Below are 16,688 nucleotides of genomic sequence, written 5' to 3'. Positions count from 1 at the left end.
AACGCCTTAGAGCCGGTCGAAGTGGATGACCTCGACCTTGCCGGGCTTCCCCTTGGGGGTGTCGTCCCGTTCCCGCTCAGGGCGCGGTTCGCGGTGGGGCTTCGGCTCGGGGCGGGCCTCGGACTTCGCCTCGGCGTGGTGCCTGGGCTCGTGCCGGCGGGGCTCCTGTTCGGGCCTGGGCTCGGGCCGGGGCGCGGGCTTGGGAGCCGGTGCGGCGGTCTGGCGGTCCCGACCGGCCCACACGGCGCCCACCTGCTTGATGCGGTCCACCAGCCGGGCGGGCTCCAGCACCTGGATGCCGTCGCCGAACTGCATGGCCCAGCGGGCGATGGCCCGGAGGTCCGTGGCGGTGAAGGTCACGAGGGCCTGGCCGTCGCCCTGCTCCTCGAGCTTGAAGTGCGGGAAGGCCGGGGGTGCCTGCTTCACGGCGAAGACCCACTGCTTGAGCAGGGTGGCCTTCACGGCGATGGGTTCGCCACCCAGCCAGCCGCCGATCTGATTGGCGGCGGTGCCCTCGGCATAGGGGCCCTGGGCTGCGCGGCCCACGCCCTCCACGTCGTTCACCTCGGCCAGCAGGTCCACGCGGTGATGGCGCTCGGCGTTGTAGCGGCGGTCCCAGCCCCAGGCGTACCAGGCCTGGCTGAGGGCGTCGAAGGTGAGCTGCCGGGGCTCGAAGGTGCGTGGCGCGTTGGCCTCTGCGTCGGCGAAGATGAATTCCACGGCGCGGCCTTCGCGGATGGCGGCGAGGATGGCCTCCACCAGGGCTGGCAGGGTAGACGGGGCGGTGGCCTTCTTTGCGGCCGGCTTCGGGGCCGGAATGGCGGGGGCGGGAGTTTCCGCGACAGCCGGTGCTAGCTCGACCACCTCGGGAGCCTTGGCCTTCGCGGGGGCCTTGGCGGTCTTCCTGGCCTTGGGTGCCGGGGCCTCGGCCTTCTTGGGGGCCGCCTTCTTCGTGGGGGCGGCCTTGGCCTTGGCGGCGGGTTTCTCCACCTCGACGGCGGTGGCGATGGGCTTCTTGCGGGGGGTCTTGGTCACGGCCATGGGTTCTTTGGCTCCTGGCCCATCATGGCTGATCGGCTGTCGGCTGTCAGCTATCAGGTCTCGGCCGTCAGTTCTGGCTGCGCGGATGCATCTGATCGTAGAGGGCGCGGAGCCTGGCCTGGTGGACATGCGTATAGATCTGCGTCGTGCTGATGTCGGCGTGGCCGAGCATGGCCTGGACGGAGCGGAGGTCGGCCCCGTGGTCCAGCAGGTGCGTGGCGAACGCATGCCGCAACACGTGGGGGCTGACTGCCTCCGGGCGGAGACCGGCGGTCCGTGCGTAGCCCTTCAGCAGGCGCCAGAGGTGCTGCCGCGTGAGGCCTTCCCCGCGCTGGCCCAGGAAGAGTGCGCTGTCTTTCGGCTTGAAGCCGGGCCGGAGGGCCAGCCAGGCGCGGATCCAGCGCTCGGCCCCCGCGCCGAAGGGGATGAGGCGCTCCTTGCGCCCCTTGCCCATGACCTTGAGGAAGCCCTCGTCCAGGAACACGGACAGGGCCGGAAGCTCCGCCAGTTCCGACACCCGTAGGCCCGAAGCATAGAGCAGCTCCAGCCAGGCGCGGTCCCGCACGCCCAGCGGCGTGGCGGTGTCGGGAGCGTTGAGCAGGGCCTCGACCTGGCTCTCGCCCAGGGTACGGGGCAGGATGCGCGGCGGACGCGGCGGCTTCACCACTGCCTCCGGGCCCGCCCCTTCGCCGCCCTCCATGCGCAGGAAGGACAGGAAGGCGCGCAGGCTCGAGCTCAGCCGGGCCAGGCTGCGCGGGGCCTTGCCCTCGGACTGCTGGGCCACCAGGAAGGCCGTGAGGTGGTCGCGCGTGAGCTCCGTGGCGGGGAGCTCGCGGCCGCAGGCCCAGACCGCCAGGTGGTTCAGGTCGGACAGATAGCCCGATGCCGTGTGGGGCGACAGACCGCGCTCCACGGACAGGAAGGTGCGGAATTCCCGGAGGCTGGCGCCCCATCCGAGGGGCCAGCCGTGTTCGGGTTCCTCGTGGGTCCTTGGGCGGGGCATGGGACCATCCTCCACGGGCGGGGCGAGGACGCAATCCTTCGTGTCGCAGGATCCTGGCGGGGCACCTTTACCCAGGGTTTGGACATCGGGCCGGGGGTGTGTTAGGGTTTCCAGGTTCGTTTGGAGGAGCCCACGATGGCTGATGTGCGTAAGAAGGTCATTGCGATCATTGCTGAGCAGCTGGCCAAGCCCGAAGATTCCATTTCCGAATCCAGCCACTTTGTGGACGACCTCGGCGCCGACAGCCTCGACACCGTCGAGATCATCATGGCGATCGAAGAGGCCTTCAGCCTCGAGATCCCCGAGAGCGAGCAGGAGAAGATCCGCACGGTGGGCGATGCCATCGCCTACATCGAGAAGCACGCGAAGGCCTGACCCATCGCGATCGTGACGTGCCGCAGCGCCCCCACGGCCCTGCGGCACGTTTGTTTTCCGTTCTACGAGGTGAATCCATGACCAGGACCGTCCAGCGCCGCCGCGTCGTCATCACCGGCATGGGGACCATCAACCCCTGCGGCCTCACCGTGCCCGAAACCTGGAACAACCTGCTGGCGGGAAAGAGCGGCATCGGCACCATCGACCGCTTCGACGTCACGGACTTCGCCTGCAAGATCGCGGGGCAGGTGAAGGGCTTCAACCCCGACCTGTTCATCGACAAGAAGGAACAGAAGAAGATGGACATCTTCATCCACTACGCCCTGGGCGCGGCCCATGAGGCCTGGGTGGATGCGGGCTTCGACCAGATCGAGCTCACCAAGGCTGAGCGGGAGGTGTTCGGGGCCTACATCGGCAGCGGCATCGGCGGCCTCAGCACCATCTGGGACGAGGCCAACGGCTACCGCGGCCCCCGCCGCACCAGCCCCTTCTTCATCCCCAGTCTCATCGTGAACATGGCCAGCGGCCAGGCCAGCATCAAGTACGGCCTGCAGGGCCCCAACAGCGCCGTGGCCACCGCCTGCGCCACGGGTGCCCACGCCATCGGCGACGCGGCCCGCCTCATCGCCTTTGGCTACGCAGACCGCATGATGGCCGGCGGCAGCGACTCTGTGGTGAACCAGCTGGGCGTGGGCGGGTTCGCCTCCATGCGCGCCCTCAGCACCCGCAACGACGAGCCCGAGCGCGCCTCCCGGCCCTTCGACGTGGACCGGGATGGCTTCGTCATGGGCGAGGGTGCCGGCATCGTGATCCTCGAGGAGTACGAGCTGGCCAAGGCCCGCGGCGCCAAGATCTATGCGGAAGTTGCTGGCTACGGAATGAGCGGCGATGCCAACCACATCACCACCCCCGCCCCCGAGGGCGAGGGCGGCCAGCGCGTCATGCGCGCGGCCATCAAGGACGCGGATATCGCGCCCGAGGAGGTGGGCTACGTGAACATGCACGGCACCAGCACGCCCGTGGGCGACAAGCTGGAGTGCATGGCGATCCAGAAGGTCTTCGGGGACCACGCGAAGCAGATCAAGGTGAGCAGCACCAAGTCCATGCACGGGCACCTCCTGGGCGCCGCCGGCGGCCTGGAGACCATCGTGGCGGTGATGGCCGTGAAGACGGGCCGGATCCCCCCCACCATCAACGTGGACCACCAGGACCCCGAGTGCGACCTGGACGTGACCGCCAACGTGGCCGGCACCCTGGACTCCGAATACGTGATGAACAACGGCTTTGGCTTCGGCGGCACCAACGGGTGCCTGGTGCTGCGGAAGGTCTAAAGGAAAACGATTCACCACCAAGACACCAAGGCACCAAGAACTGCTTTTTTCTTTTCTTGGTGTCTTGGTGCCTTGGTGGTTTGCTTTTGAATCTATGGCCAAGGCAATCCCCTTCAAGCTCGTGTCGCCCTACCAGCCCGCCGGGGATCAGCCGGAGGCCATCGCGCAGCTGGTGGCGGGGCTGGAGCAGGGCGACCGTGCCCAGACGCTGCTGGGGGTGACGGGCTCGGGGAAGACCTACACCATGGCCTCGACCATCGCCCGGGCGGGGCGGCCGGCGCTGATTTTCGCGCCCAACAAGACGCTGGCGGCGCAGCTGTTCAGCGAGTTCAAGCAGTTCTTCCCCGAGAACGCCGTCGAGTACTTCGTCAGCTACTACGACTACTACCAGCCCGAGGCCTACGTGCCCGAGCGGGACCTGTTCATCGACAAGGACGCGAAGATCAACGAGGAGCTGGAGAAGCTGCGCCTCAGCGCCACCCGCTGCCTGCTGGAGCGGCGCGACACCATCGTGGTGGCTTCCGTGAGCTGCATCTACGGACTGGGCGATCCCTCGTCGTATCTGAACCTGTCCGTGAACCTGAAGCCCGGCCAGACCATCGACCGGGCCATGCTGCTGCGGGACCTGGTGGCCATCCAGTACCAGCGCAACCACCTGAGTTTCGAACCCGGCATCTTCCGGGTGCGGGGCGACGTGGTGGAGGTCTATCCGGCCTATGAGGACGTGGCCTACCGCATCGAGCTCTGGGGTGACGAGGTGGAGCGACTCTCGAAGATCGATCCGCTGCGTGGGGTGGTCATCGAAAAACTGGACGACCTCACCATCTGGCCCAAGACCCACTACGTCACGCCCGAGGACAAGCTCAAGACCGCCATCCGGGACATCAAGGTCGAGCTGGAGGACCGGGAGAACGCGTTCCGGGCCGAGGGCAAGATCGTGGAGCTCCAGCGCCTCCACCAGCGCGTCATCTACGACGTGGAGATGATGAAGGAGATGGGCCACTGCAGCGGCATCGAGAACTACAGCCGCTTCCTGGATGGCCGCCAGCCGGGGCAGCCACCCCACACCCTGCTGGACTACTTCCCCGAGGACTTCATCGTCTTCATGGACGAGAGCCACGTGGCCACGGGCCAGCTCCACGGCATGTACAACGGCGACCGCTCCCGCAAGACCACGCTCGTCGATTACGGCTTCCGCCTCCCATCCGCACTGGATAACCGTCCTCTCAAATTCGAAGAATTTGAAAGCCGGGTGAAACAAGTGGTCTACGTCTCCGCGACCCCCGGCGACTACGAGCTGCAGCAGAGCGGCGGGGCCTTCGTGGAGCAGGTGGTGCGGCCCACGGGCCTGGTTGATCCGATGGTCGAGGTGCGGCCCGTGGGCACCCAGGTGGATGACCTGCTGGAGGAGATCCGCAAGACCGTGGCCCGGGATGAGCGGGTGCTGGTGACAGTGCTCACCAAGAAGCTGGCCGAGCAGCTCACGGCCTACTACCAGGAGCTGGGCATCAAGGCCGAGTACCTGCACAGCGAGATCGACACCCTGGAGCGGGTGGAGCTGCTGAAGAACCTCCGCCGGGGCGTGTTCGACGTGCTGGTGGGCATCAACCTGCTGCGGGAGGGCCTTGATCTGCCGGAAGTGAGCCTGGTGGCCATCCTGGATGCGGACAAGGAGGGCTTCCTCCGCAACAACCGCAGCCTCATCCAGACCATTGGCCGCGCCGCCCGCCATGTGAACGGCCGGGCGATCCTCTACGCCGACGTGATGACGGGGTCCATGAAGCAGGCCATCGGCGAGACGGAACGGCGCCGGAACAAGCAGCTGGCCCACAACCTTGAGCACGGCATCACGCCGGAGACCGTGAAGCGCAACCTGGATGACGTCATGGGCGAGGCCCTGGCCCGGGAGTTCATCAACGTCACCAAGGAAGAGCGGGCCGCCGAAGAGCCGCTGCTCTACCTGGAGGACAAGGCCTTCGAGCGCGAGGTCGCCAAGCTCGAGAAGCGCATGAAGGAGCTGGCCTCCCAGATGAAGTTTGAGGATGCGGCGGAATTACGCGACCGGATTCTTCGTGCCCGGCGCGAACGGTTGACCGCGGCAATATGACGCGGGAGGTCTCGCGTATGCCGCAGGCATACCGAGTGGATGCGGCGGAATTACGCGACCGGATTCTTCGTGCCCGGCGCGAACGGTTGACCGCGGCAATATGACGCGGGAGGTCTCGCGTATGCCGCAGGCATACCGAGTGGATGCCGCGGAATTGCGCGACCGTATCCTCCATGCCCGGCGCGAACGACTGCTGGGTGCGGGCGATTCGCCCCTGGCCATGGCCTCAGGCCCCGTAGTGGAGTGAACCGCCCTTCGCCTACCGCAGGCCCTCGTAGAGGTACAGCTCGGACAGCACCCGGCGGTAGGCGTAGGCGTAGCCCTTGGCGTCGGGGGTGAGGAGGAAGTTGCTGACCGTCAGCCCGGCCAGATCCTCGGGGGCGATCTCCAGGAGCTTCCTCCGGGTGCCCGTGGCGAGGTCCAGGTGATGGACGGTGCAGGGCATGTCATGCAGATCGACCACCCAGAGCCCCTTGCCATCGGGCGTCCAGCGGACCACCCGCTCCTGGGGGCGCAGGCCCGGAATGGGTTGGGATCTGCCGTCTTCCGGCGTGAAGATCCTGTCCTCCTGCTCCCCGATGCGGGTGATGAGCCGATGCCCGTCGGGGCTGATGGGCTGGCCGAAGAACTGATACCCGGCCGGGGTCAGGAATTCGGCCGGCTTCCCATCGAGGGACACGGCGAGCAGCCGCGTGCCCTCTCCGGTGCGGTTGGCCTGCACCAGGAGCCGCCGTCCATCCGGAAACCAGCGCAGCCGGTGGATGGTCTCCAGGCCTGGGTCGGGGAGGGTGAGGACGTCGCCGGTTCCGGTGGGAAGGATCTGGATCCGGCGGGGCGTTCCCACGGCCAGCGCCGCCACATGGCGCCCATCGGGGCTGAGGGCGGGGTAGGCGCCCTTGGCCAGGCGGACGGCCGGGCTCCCGTCCGTCCGGCGGAGGTAGATGTCGTAGTGGGCCCCGGATCCCTCGCCCTGCTCGTTGAAGATCAGGGTGGAGCCGTCCGCCGAGAGGTCCTGCACCAGGGACCAGTCCAGCCAGGAGAGCTCCCGCTCCCGCTCCGCGCCAGGCCGCAGGCTCTGGATGCCGGTGCGCATGACCTCCTTGGTGAGGAGCACCCGGTTCCCGTCCCGGGAGATGTCCTGCAGCGTCAGGGGGGCGGGCACCTTCAGGACCAGTCTCGGAGCGCCATGGTCCACCGCGTAGAGGCCCCGGGCCACGCCATGTTCGGCGGCCGTGAACCAGACCTCGTCCCCCTTCCAGGCCAGCCCTTGGATGCTGGGCCAGGATCCGGTCAGGACGCGCCGGGCGCCCTGGCGGTCCACCACGACCGGGTAACCCGCGTCGTCTCCGGACACTGGATGCTCGAGATAGGCGATGCGGTCACCTCTGGGCGAGACCCGAGGGTGGCTGATCCAGCCTGGGGACTCGGCGATGGGATGGCCGAGGGGGAATTCGAGCAGGGCCTTGCCCTCGGTGTTGCGGACCACCAGCAGCTCAGAGCCGTCGGGGCTCCAGTCGGCGGCGACCACCTGTTCCATCAGGGCCCTGGGAGCGCCGCCGGCCAGGGGGACTGCGGCCAGGGTGCCCCGCCACATCCAGCTTTGGATGGGGCGGCTGCCCAGGGCGATCGCCAGGTCCCCGGAGCGGGACAGGCCGAGCAGGTCCGCCCCTGGCAGCTCCAGGGCGTGGCTTTCAGGGCTGTCAGGACGGGTGGAGAAGATCTGGAGGGGGCCGCCGGACCACGCGGCGCTGTAGAGCACCTCCTGGCCGTCGGGGCTCAGCCGGGCGCTGCGGATCAGGCCCTGCCGGAAGGTCAGCCGCTTGAGGGTGGGGGGATCCCGGTGGCCCCAGCGGTGACCGAGGTCCAGGCCCAGGCCCCCCAGCGCCAGGGCCAGGGCCACCCAGCCCGCACGGCCCTGGAAGAGCCGGCCGAGTCCATGGAGGGCGACCCCCTTGTGTTGAAGCGCCGCCAGGCGTGAGGCCAGCTGCTGGGCCGTGGGGATGCGATCTTCCGGGTTCTTCTCGAGGCAGTGCTTCAGCAGCCCGATGAGCTCCGGCGAGTAGGGACTGGGGGAGGCGGCCCGGAGGGGGGGCTCCTCCTTGAGGATGGCGTTGAGGACTTCCACCGGCGAGTCGCCGGAGAAGGCCCGCCGGCCGAAGAGCATCTCGTAGAGCAGGATGCCGCAGACGAAGAGGTCGGCGCGGGGGTCCAGGTCCCGGCCCCGCACCTGCTCGGGGGCCATGTACCCGACGGTGCCCATCATGGTGCCCACCTGCGTCTGGTGGCTCGTCTCCGGTCGCTGGATCTGGGTCTGCTCATCCAGGAGGGTGGGAAGGGCTTTGGACAAACCGAAATCCAGGATCTTCAGCCGCCCTTCCGTGGTGATGAACAGGTTCCCGGGCTTCAGGTCCCGGTGGATGATCCCCCGCTCGTGGGTGGCCGTCAGCCCCAACGCGAGCTGGTGGGCCAGGTCCAGCGCCTCTTTGGGGGGGAGGGCCCCCCGCTGCAGCCGCTGCTGCAGCGTCTCCCCCTCCAGAAGTTCCATGGCGATGTAGGGGATCGGGTCGTCCGTGCTCCATTCGTAGATGACCGGAAGGGCGGGATGCTCGATGGCCGCCAGCGTCCGGGCCTCCTGCTGGAAGCGGGCCAGCCGTTCTCCGTCATGGACCAGCGCTCCCCTGAGCACCTTGAGGGCCACAGGCTGCCGGGTCCGGGTGTCGAGGGCCCGATAAACCTGCCCCATGCCCCCCGAACCAAGGGGCGATTGGATCTCGTAGGGGCCGAGGTGGGTTCCGGAAGGGAGCATGAGGGTGGGAAGATTGTGGCCGCGCAGGGGCGGGAATCCAATAGGCTCCGAATGCCTCCCGGCGCGATCAGGGCTTGGTGGTGGCGTACTGCCGGATCACGCGCTCGATGGCGGCCCGGCAGGCGGCGCAGAAGCCCACGTCGTCCCGGGTGAACATGAGGCAGTCCTCCTGGCTCCGGAAGTAGCCCTTGGCCTCGTAGTTGGCCCCCTCGAAGGCGCCGACCTTGCCGCTGTGGGCGTCGGTGCCCAGGAGCTTCGTCTCGTAGACCTTCTCCCGGGCGAAGAGGGCGTCCATCTCGGCTTCAGGCTTGTTGGCGGCGCGGATGGCCCGGCGCTCCTTCTGGTAGGCGTGGCTGTGGGCCTCGAATTCGTCCTTCTTCCAGGGCGTGGGCAGGGGCACGCCGGCCGTCAACAGGGCGGCCCATTTCGGATGCTTCGGGTCCGCGGTGGCATTGGGTTCCCAGGGCTCGGGACGCGAAGGGCTGTTGGTGACGGCCACGTCGGAGGTGTAGTACTCGTCCGCCAACCCTGCGAAGTGGTGACCGAACTCGTGGACGAAGAGGTAGCCGATGGTGCTGTTGCCCGCGGAGGCCGTGCTGTACAGGTTGTGGATCCCGCCGCCGCCGTAGGTCTCGGCGTTCACCAGGATCTCCACGAACTCGTAGGGCGCCTGGGCCGCGATGTCGCGCCAGGCGCGGTTGTCGAAGGTGAGCACATACCGCTCGCTGCCGAAGGCATCATAGGTGGCGCCCAGGGGCGTGCGCTTGTGGACGCCCGTGGAGGGCCGGGAGATGCCGCTCTCCGTCGCAGGCGGGCAGAGCGCCCAGACGTTGAAGTCCTGTCGGTGCTCCTTGAAGGGGGTCTGCTGGAAGAGCAGCTCCATGACCTTGCGGGCCTGCTGCTCGAATTTGCCCCTCTCGGCGGCGGTGTACCCATCGCCCAGGATGAGGAAGTCCACCTTCCTGGCGGGATCGCCGGCCTTCTGGAGGGCGATGAGGCCACCGGCGTCTGGGGCCGGGGCACGCTCGATGAGGGGGTCCCTGGGATCGAGGTCGAAGGTCCAGAGAGTCTTGAAGGCATTCCGCTCATCGCGCTTCTTCACCTGGATGCGCACGGGGGTGTCCGGCTGGGGGAAGCGCAGAGACTCGGAGAAACTCCGGCTCAGGGTCCTGGCCTCGTCCGTGGTCTCCCACTCGCCGTAGATGCTGGCGAAGCCCCGGGAGTAGAGGAGCTTACCCGTGGCCTTGTCCGCCACCTCGAAGCAATACTTCCCGAGGTTGCTATCGTCGATGGCCTTGGCGAGGTCGCCGGGCCAGGGCAGAGGTTCCAGCACCACGCGATCTACACCGAACCGCTCGGAAGTGGCGTCTCCCGTATGCCCGTAGTCCACGCGCATCGTGCGGGGCGGGGCGGCCAGGCAGGCCAAGGTGGCGAGGGAGAGCAGCAGGGAGCGGAGCATGGGACACCTCGCCATCCAAGATAGACTGGAAGGCAGGAGATCCGATGTTGACCTCGAAACAGCGCCAGTTCCTCAAGGCCCAGGCCCACAAACTCAAGCCCGTCATGCACGTGGGGAAGGGCGGCGTGACCCCCGCCCAGGCCGCCGAGCTGGATGTGATGATGGACAGCCTCGAGCTGGTGAAGATCAAGGTCAACCAGAACAGCTTCGAGGACGAGGCCACGGCCGCCGCGGCCCTCTGTGCCGCCGTGCCGGGCCTTGAACACGTCTGGACCATCGGCCACACCATGCTGTTCTTCCGGCCCAGCCGCACCCGCGACACGCGGTATCCTCTGCCCGCCTGATTCAAGCCCGGGCCGCCCCGTTCCGAGATAACGGGAAAAGGAGCCTTGATGCCCTATCTGTCATGGATGGAGGGGAACCAGCCCTTCCGGCATGCCGTGGTGGAGGACCCCTGCGTGCTGGGCCGCGACCCCATGGCCTGCGCTCTGGCGCGACCGGCGCTCGACACGGTGTCGCCGGTCCATGCCGCCCTCTCCCGGGCTGGGGACGGCTGGCAGGTGAAGGACCTGGGCTCGGCGGGCGGTACCACCCTGAATGGGATCCCCTTGAAGCCTCCATCAAGCCAGCCCCTCCGGGATGGAGACGAGCTGGTGCTGGGTACCTGGCGGCTGACCTTCACCGCTGGGTTTCCGGGTCTCGATGGAACCACCTTCGTGGAGCGGGTGGGGGATCTCTTCGATGAGCTGAGGGCCCATCCGGGGCGGACCTTCCTCGCCGAACTGCGGCAGCTGTACGCCGCGACCGAGCGGCTGCTGGGAGAGGTGGATTCGGGTGCCCTGGAAAGGGTCATGCTGGAGGAATGCCTGCGCCTGCTGGCCGGCGACCGGGGCTTCTTCGTCCGGCGCCAGGAGCCGGGCACCTGGCACTCGATCCACCAGCTTGGAGCGGGTCCTGAGGGGACCGGGCCGGCGCAGGTGGTGCTCGACTACGTGGCGCGGGAGCAGACGGCGATCCTTTCCAACCATCCCGGGGCGGACCCCAGGCTCGAGGCGGCGAGTCCCCTGGAGCGGGGACGCGGTCCCCTTCTCTGCGCGGCCTTGGCGGATGCGGGTGGCATGGAGGCGGCCATCTACCTGGAGCGCGAATCCGGTGGGCAGCCCTTCAGCCGCCTCGACCTGGCGACCCTCCAGGCCTACGTCCGCCGAGGCTCCCTGGTCCTCCGCCAGGCCAGGTTGGGCAGGGCGCTCCGCCAGGCGGATCAGCAGCGGGTCGAGGCCCTGGCCACCGAGCGCCTGGAGTCTCTGCGCCAGCTCGCGGGGACCCTCAAGCATGAGATCAACAACCCTCTGGCGGTCATCTCCATGCAGGTGGAGATGCTCCAGCGGAAGTACCCCGAGGAGGCCAAGCTGGCCAAGATCGGGGAGATGGCCGACCGCATCAAGGTTCTGCTCCAGGGCCTGCAGCAGATGCGGGAGACCCCCACGGAAGGCTACGCGGATGGTTCGAGCATCCTGAAGCTGGAATAGTCGAAGGCTTCAGGCCTCAGTCCTCAGGAGGCGGAAGCCGCGCTCGCTCAGGAGAGCCTGGACGGGCCAGTCGTGGGGCTCCACGGGCACAGGCAGGTGCATCTGGACCTCGAAGCCGACGCCCACGGTGAGCACGTCCTCCGGCAGCTTCGCCAGGAGGGCATCGTAGAAGCCGCGGCCATAGCCGATGCGATGGCCCTCGTCGTCGAAGGCCAGGCCCGGCACCAGCAGCAGCTGCACCGGCGGCAGGAAGTGCTGGGCCAGAGCGGGCTCAAGAAGGCCCCAGTGGCCCTTCTCCAGGGGCTCGGTCCCCCAGACCAGCCGGGGCGGCTGGGTGGAGGCCACGCGCGGGAAGAACCAGAGCCAGTCCGGGTGGGCCGTGACGGCCGGCCTCAGGTCGATCTCTGGGCCGAAGGGCCAGAAGGCACCGAGGCGGGTGATACGGCGGTTCCGGCAGAGGTGGTCGAGGTGGCCGGAGATGGCCGCGGACCAGATCTCCCGCGAGTCCGCGGACAGCGCCTCCCGGCGGGCCTTCAAGTGGGCGCGGAGCTCGGCCTTGGTGTCCATGCCTTCACCTCAGCAGGGGCGCGGGGCCCGCGTCAACGGAGTATCCTCGCACCTGGAGTCATGCCATGAGCCCCCGTTCCCTGCTGCTGATCCTCGCCACCTGCCTGACCCTGGGCGCTCAGACACCGGCCACCACCCAGCTGGTGCAGTCCATCCCCGTGGAGACGGACCTCGCTGACCCTGCACTGGCCTTTGCCAAGGATGCGTGGGTGGCCATGATCCGGGGCGCGAAGGTGAGCGTGGACGCTGCGGAGTTCTATGTCACCAACCGGCCCGGCAGCGCCCTGGAGCCGGTGCTGGCCGAGCTGGAGAAGGCCGGGGCCCGGGGCGTGAAGGTGCGCTTCCTGCTCTCGGCGAAGATGCTGGACCAGGATGCAGTCTCGGTAGCCAGGCTCCGCCGCATCCCCGGCGCCGAGGTGCGGAGCTTCGATCTCTCGGCGGTCTCAAGGGGCATCCTCCACGCCAAGTACTTCGTGGTGGATGGCCGGGAGGCGGCTCTGGGCAGCCAGAACTTCGACTGGCGGGCCCTGGAGCAGATCCACGAGCTGGGGGTGCGGACCACGGATCCGCGGATCGTCGTCCGACTGGCCGAGCTGTTCACCATCGACTGGGCCTTTGCGGGGAGCGGCAAGCTGCCGGAGCTGCCGGGGCGACCCGCCCTCACCCTCCGCCCCGGGGTGGAGCTGGTGGCCAGCCCGCCCTTCCTGACGCCGAAGGACATCCGCCCGGCCATCGATGCACTGGTGGAACTGATCGGCCAGGCCAAGGAGAGCATCCGGGTGCAGCTCCTCACCTATTCACCGGTGGCGGGACAGGAACGCTACTGGCCCGTGCTGGACAACGCCCTCCGGGCCGCGGCCGTGCGGGGTGTGAAGGTACGCCTGCTGGTGTCGGACTGGGTGCTGGGGGGCCGGGCCCTGCCGCACCTCAAGGCGCTAACGCTGATTCCCAACCTGGAGGTGAAGGTGGTTTCCATTCCCGAGGCGAAGGAGGGTCACATCCCCTACGCCCGGACCGTCCACAGCAAGTACCTGGTGGTGGACCGGATGCATCTGGTGCTGGGCACCAGCAACTGGGAGGAGAGCTACTTTGCCGACTCGCGGAACGTCGAGCTGGTCTTCCGCGACTCGCCCCTGGCCGCCGAAGCCACCCGCATCCACGACCGCCTGTGGAACAGCCGCTACGCCTTCCCGCTGGATCCGGCGAAGGCCTATGAGAAGCGGAAGGTCGACTAGACCGTCTGGTACACGTTGTACAGATTGTCCCGCTCCAGGGCCTCGAAGCCGGCCTCCTCGATGAGGCGCACCAGCTCGTCCCGGCGAAGGCCCTGGGGGGTCTTGGCGCCGGCGTCGTGGGCGATCTCCTCGGCGATGACGGTACCGTCCACGTCGTCCGCCCCGTAGCTCAGGCCCGCCTGGGCCAGGCCCGGGGAGATCATCACCCAGTAGGCCTTGATGTGCGGGATGTTGTCGAGCAGCAGGCGGGCCACGGCGATCTCGCGCAGGTCCTGGGTGCCCGTGGTCTCGTGGATGACGTGGGTGGCGCTCAGCTCGTTGTCTTCGTTCTGGTAGGCCAGGGGGATGAAGGCCAGGAAGCCCGGGTAGCCCGCGGCCTGGGAGCGGTCCTGGAGATCGCGCAGGCGCAGCAGGTGGTCCACCCGGTGCTTCGCTTCTTCGATGTGGCCGTAGAGCATGGTGCAATTCGTCGGCAGGCCCTTGCGGTGGCAGAGCTCGGCCGTGTCGAGCCACACCTGGGCGTCCTTCTTGCCGATGCAGATCTTCTCGCGGAGTTCCTCGTCGAAGATCTCCGCGCCGCCGCCGGGGCAGCTCTCCAGGCCCGCGGCCATGCAGCGGTCCAGGAAGGCATCGGTGGACAGGCCCGAGATGCGGGCGTAGTAGTCCATCTCGATCATGGTGAAGACCTTGAGGTGGATGGACGGGAAGCGGGCCTTGATCTTGGTGAACAGGTCCTCGAAGTAGTCGATCTTCAGCTTCGGGTTGTGGCCCGAGGTCATGTGCAGCTCACGGACGCCCGCGTTTTCGGGCTTCTCCAGCTCCGCGATGATCTGCTCGGCCGAGAGGGCGTAGGCCCGGGGATCGCCAGGCTTGGCCTGGAAGGCGCAGAACTGGCAGTGGGTGAAGCAGACGTTGGTGTACGACAGCCGGCGGCTCATCACGTAGTAGGCGGCCCGGCCGTTCTTCTGGAGGCGCACATGGTGGGCCATGGCCCCGATGCCCGTGAGGTCAGGGCTTTCGTAGAGCAGCAGGCCGTCGTCGAAGGTCAGGCGTTCCCCGCGGAGTACCTTGTCCACCAGGGGCAGCAGGCGCGCATCACGGATCTTCGAATGGAGTGACAACATCGAAACCTCGGCCCTCCAGTGTAGCGCCGCCAGGGCGCCGCTCCGAGCGCGATTCAGAGGTCCTGCGGTCTCAATCCCTGGTGGATCCGCGAGACCAGCCTCGGCCCTTCGAAGATGAGGGCGCTGTAGACCTGGGTCAGGGCCGCGCCGTCGTCGAGGGCGCCCTGGACATCCTCCGCCGAGCCGAGGCCGCCGCAGGCCACCAGGGGCAGGCGGCCCCGCAGGGCGGCGAGGATACGACGCCGGACTTCGCGGGCCTTGGCCTTGAGTGGCACGCCACTGAGGCCCCCAGCGCCCCTGGCTTCCACCCGCGCCCGCAGGGGTTCCGCCACGACGCCGCGGTCCAGGGTGGTGTTGGTGGCGATGAGGCCGGAGATGCCCGAGGTCACGGCCACTTCCACGATGGCGTCCAGGTCCTCCGGGGCGAGGTCCGGCGCGAGCTTGAGCAGCAGGGGCTGCCGCTCCAGTCCCAGTTCCTTCCGCAGGTCCAGCATGCCGGCCAGCAGGGGCTTCAGGGCCTCGGGGGCCTGGAGGTTGCGCAGGCCGGGTGTGTTGGGACTGCTGACATTCAGGGCGGTGTAATCCACCACAGGCGCGATGAGGCGGTAGGCGGCGCGGTAGTCGTCCAGGGCCTGGGCCTCGGGCGTCTCCTTGTTCTTGCCCAAGTTGCCGCCGACGACCAGGCCCGTCGGGCGGTGCTTCAGCCGCCCAGCCACAACTTCTGCGCCTTCGCTGTTGAAGCCCATGCGGTTGAGGATCAGGCCCGCTTCGGGGAACCGGAACAGGCGTGGCTTGGGATTCCCGGGCTGCGGGCGCGGTGTGACCGTGCCGATCTCCACATGGCCGAAACCGAGGCTCTTCCACAGGGGCAGCAGGGTGGCCCCCTTGTCCAGGCCCGCGGCCAGACCCAGGGGGGTGGGAAAATCGAGTCCGAACGCGCCACGGCGCAGGCTGGCGCGGTGCTTCGGCTTTGGCAGCCGGGGCCAGGAGCACACGCGCTCCCCCAGCCAGAAGGCCAGGTTGTGGGCGGTTTCGGGGTCGAGGCGGAAGATCAGGGGCCGCAGTGCGGCGTACAGATCCATCACTTCACCGCGACGGTGGCCGTGGCCGAGACCTCCGGAAAATCCTCGCGCTTGACCTGCACATGGTAGGTGCCGGCCGTGGCGGGGGCGGTGTAGAGGCCGGCGCCGTCGATGGTGCCTCCCTCAGGTTCCACCACCCGCCAGGCCACAGGTTGCCGCATGTAGCGCATGCCCTCGGGATAATTGATCTCCGCCTGGAAGGCCTGGGTGGCGCCCTTGGCCAGGCTGACTGCCACGGGACGGAGGCTCAGGAAGGGCTTGAAGGGTTCGGCGGGCTTGGCGGGCACGGCATCCCCCGGGGCGGTGCAGGCGAGGGCCAGCAACAAGGTCGAGAAGGGCAGGGAACGTTTCAGCATGGGAGCCTCACACACCGGTCATTTCGGTTACGTGATCCATCACGAGGGGGGGCTCGGTGCGGGCCTGGACCTCCTCCCGGGTGACGCCCGGCGCCACTTCCACCAGCCGCAGACCTTCGCGGCCCGGCACCACGTCGATGACGGCCAGATCGGTGATGATGCGATGCACGCAGCGCTGGCCGGTGAGGGGCAGGTTGCACTTGCGGAGGATCTTGAACTCGCCGTCTTTGCTGGTGTGGTCCATGACCACCACCACGCGCTTCGCCGCGGCCACCAGGTCCATGGCGCCGCCCATGCCCTTGACCATCTTGCCGGGGATCATCCAGTTGGCGAGGTTGCCCTCCATGTCCACCTGCATGGCACCGAGGATGCTGAGGTCGATCTTGCCGCCGCGGATCATGGCGAAGCTGTCGGCGCTGTTGAAGAAGCTGGCACCTAGGGCAGTCGTCACGGTCTGCTTGCCCGCGTTGATGAGATCCGGGTCCACCTCCTCCGGCGTGGGGAAGGGGCCGATGCCCAGCAGGCCATTCTCGCTCTGGAGAATCACCTCCATACCCTCGGGGATCGCATTGGCGATGAGCGTGGGGATGCCGATGCCGAGGTTGACGTAGTAGCCATCGCGCAGCTCCTGCGCCGCGCGGCGGACCAGTTGATCGCGGGACAACGCCATTCG

Annotated in this window: 15 protein-coding genes; 6 read left to right on the top strand and 9 right to left on the bottom strand. The window is 68.1% G+C overall.

The annotated features are described in order from the left end of the window. Positions 1-6: 6 nt before the first annotated feature. Together QSJ30_RS06445 and QSJ30_RS06440 are read right to left on the bottom strand one after the other, a co-directional pair. Positions 7-1,041 carry a helix-turn-helix transcriptional regulator gene (locus QSJ30_RS06445; RefSeq protein ID WP_285607610.1) on the bottom strand — a complete coding sequence of 345 codons (1,035 nt, stop codon included), beginning with the start codon at positions 1,039-1,041 and terminating at the stop codon, positions 7-9. 67 nt (positions 1,042-1,108) lie between these two features. Continuing rightward, the gene (locus tag QSJ30_RS06440) at positions 1,109-2,044 is read right to left on the bottom strand and encodes a site-specific tyrosine recombinase XerD (RefSeq protein WP_285607608.1); all 936 of its coding nucleotides are present in this window, start codon (positions 2,042-2,044) and stop codon (positions 1,109-1,111) included. 135 nt (positions 2,045-2,179) lie between these two features. On the opposite strand from QSJ30_RS06440, the gene acpP reads away from it, so the two are divergent. The 3 genes from acpP to uvrB all read left to right on the top strand — a co-directional run bounded on the left by acpP (position 2,180) and on the right by uvrB (position 5,857). Continuing rightward, positions 2,180-2,419, top strand: a complete 240-nt coding sequence (gene acpP / locus QSJ30_RS06435; protein WP_243288255.1) for an acyl carrier protein — start codon at positions 2,180-2,182, stop codon at positions 2,417-2,419. Positions 2,420-2,496: 77 nt separating this feature from the next. Continuing rightward, positions 2,497-3,750, top strand: a complete 1,254-nt coding sequence (fabF, locus tag QSJ30_RS06430) for a beta-ketoacyl-ACP synthase II (RefSeq protein ID WP_285607606.1) — start codon at positions 2,497-2,499, stop codon at positions 3,748-3,750. 94 nt (positions 3,751-3,844) lie between these two features. Continuing rightward, the gene (uvrB, locus tag QSJ30_RS06425) at positions 3,845-5,857 is read left to right on the top strand and encodes an excinuclease ABC subunit UvrB (protein ID WP_285607604.1); all 2,013 of its coding nucleotides are present in this window, start codon (positions 3,845-3,847) and stop codon (positions 5,855-5,857) included. 259 nt (positions 5,858-6,116) lie between these two features. Here uvrB and QSJ30_RS06420 read toward each other — a convergent pair whose 3' ends face one another. After that, the gene (locus QSJ30_RS06420; RefSeq protein ID WP_285607602.1) at positions 6,117-8,663 is read right to left on the bottom strand and encodes a serine/threonine-protein kinase; all 2,547 of its coding nucleotides are present in this window, start codon (positions 8,661-8,663) and stop codon (positions 6,117-6,119) included. Between the two features lie 67 nt (positions 8,664-8,730). Next, positions 8,731-10,122: an IgA Peptidase M64 gene (locus QSJ30_RS06415; protein ID WP_285607600.1), complete on the bottom strand. Its 1,392-nt coding sequence runs from the start codon at positions 10,120-10,122 to the stop codon at positions 8,731-8,733. Positions 10,123-10,166: 44 nt separating this feature from the next. On the opposite strand from QSJ30_RS06415, the gene QSJ30_RS06410 reads away from it, so the two are divergent. Both QSJ30_RS06410 and QSJ30_RS06405 read left to right on the top strand, forming a co-directional pair. Beyond that, complete coding sequence (locus tag QSJ30_RS06410; RefSeq protein WP_285607598.1) at positions 10,167-10,466, top strand: YhbY family RNA-binding protein; 300 nt, start codon at positions 10,167-10,169, stop codon at positions 10,464-10,466. Between the two features lie 48 nt (positions 10,467-10,514). Then, a complete protein-coding gene (locus QSJ30_RS06405) occupies positions 10,515-11,651 on the top strand; it encodes an FHA domain-containing protein (protein ID WP_285607596.1) in 1,137 nt (378 codons plus the stop codon). A gap of 9 nt (positions 11,652-11,660) precedes the next feature. On the opposite strand, the gene QSJ30_RS06400 is transcribed toward QSJ30_RS06405, so the two are convergent. Beyond that, complete coding sequence (locus QSJ30_RS06400) at positions 11,661-12,218, bottom strand: 5-formyltetrahydrofolate cyclo-ligase (RefSeq protein WP_285607594.1); 558 nt, start codon at positions 12,216-12,218, stop codon at positions 11,661-11,663. Positions 12,219-12,283: 65 nt separating this feature from the next. Between QSJ30_RS06400 and QSJ30_RS06395 the strand changes: the two genes are divergently transcribed. Beyond that, the gene (locus QSJ30_RS06395; RefSeq protein WP_285607592.1) at positions 12,284-13,453 is read left to right on the top strand and encodes a phospholipase D-like domain-containing protein; all 1,170 of its coding nucleotides are present in this window, start codon (positions 12,284-12,286) and stop codon (positions 13,451-13,453) included. Here the strand turns inward: QSJ30_RS06395 and mqnE are convergent. Genes mqnE through QSJ30_RS06375 form a run of 4 tightly spaced genes read right to left on the bottom strand, consistent with a single transcriptional unit; the run spans position 13,450 to position 16,685 of the window. Next, positions 13,450-14,577: an aminofutalosine synthase MqnE gene (mqnE, locus tag QSJ30_RS06390; RefSeq protein WP_285607589.1), complete on the bottom strand. Its 1,128-nt coding sequence runs from the start codon at positions 14,575-14,577 to the stop codon at positions 13,450-13,452. The two genes, QSJ30_RS06395 and mqnE, sit on opposite strands and share 4 nt — an antisense overlap. A 53-nt stretch (positions 14,578-14,630) precedes the next feature. Continuing rightward, positions 14,631-15,659 (bottom strand): quinone-dependent dihydroorotate dehydrogenase, encoded by a 1,029-nt coding sequence (locus QSJ30_RS06385; RefSeq protein ID WP_285607587.1) that lies wholly within the window; start codon positions 15,657-15,659, stop codon positions 14,631-14,633. Beyond that, complete coding sequence (locus QSJ30_RS06380; RefSeq protein ID WP_285607585.1) at positions 15,659-16,015, bottom strand: Ig-like domain-containing protein; 357 nt, start codon at positions 16,013-16,015, stop codon at positions 15,659-15,661. The genes QSJ30_RS06385 and QSJ30_RS06380 overlap by 1 nt, the downstream gene beginning before the upstream one ends. A 7-nt stretch (positions 16,016-16,022) precedes the next feature. Then, positions 16,023-16,685, bottom strand: coding sequence for a 3-oxoacid CoA-transferase subunit B (locus tag QSJ30_RS06375; protein ID WP_285607583.1), 663 nt, complete (start codon positions 16,683-16,685; stop codon positions 16,023-16,025). Positions 16,686-16,688 lie beyond the last annotated feature (3 nt).

It is taken from the genome of Geothrix edaphica (genome assembly GCF_030268045.1).
Taxonomy (GTDB): Bacteria; Acidobacteriota; Holophagae; order Holophagales; family Holophagaceae; genus Geothrix; species Geothrix edaphica.
The sequence above is the reverse complement of the archived record's forward strand: the minus strand, read 5'-3'. Positions and strand labels throughout refer to the sequence as shown.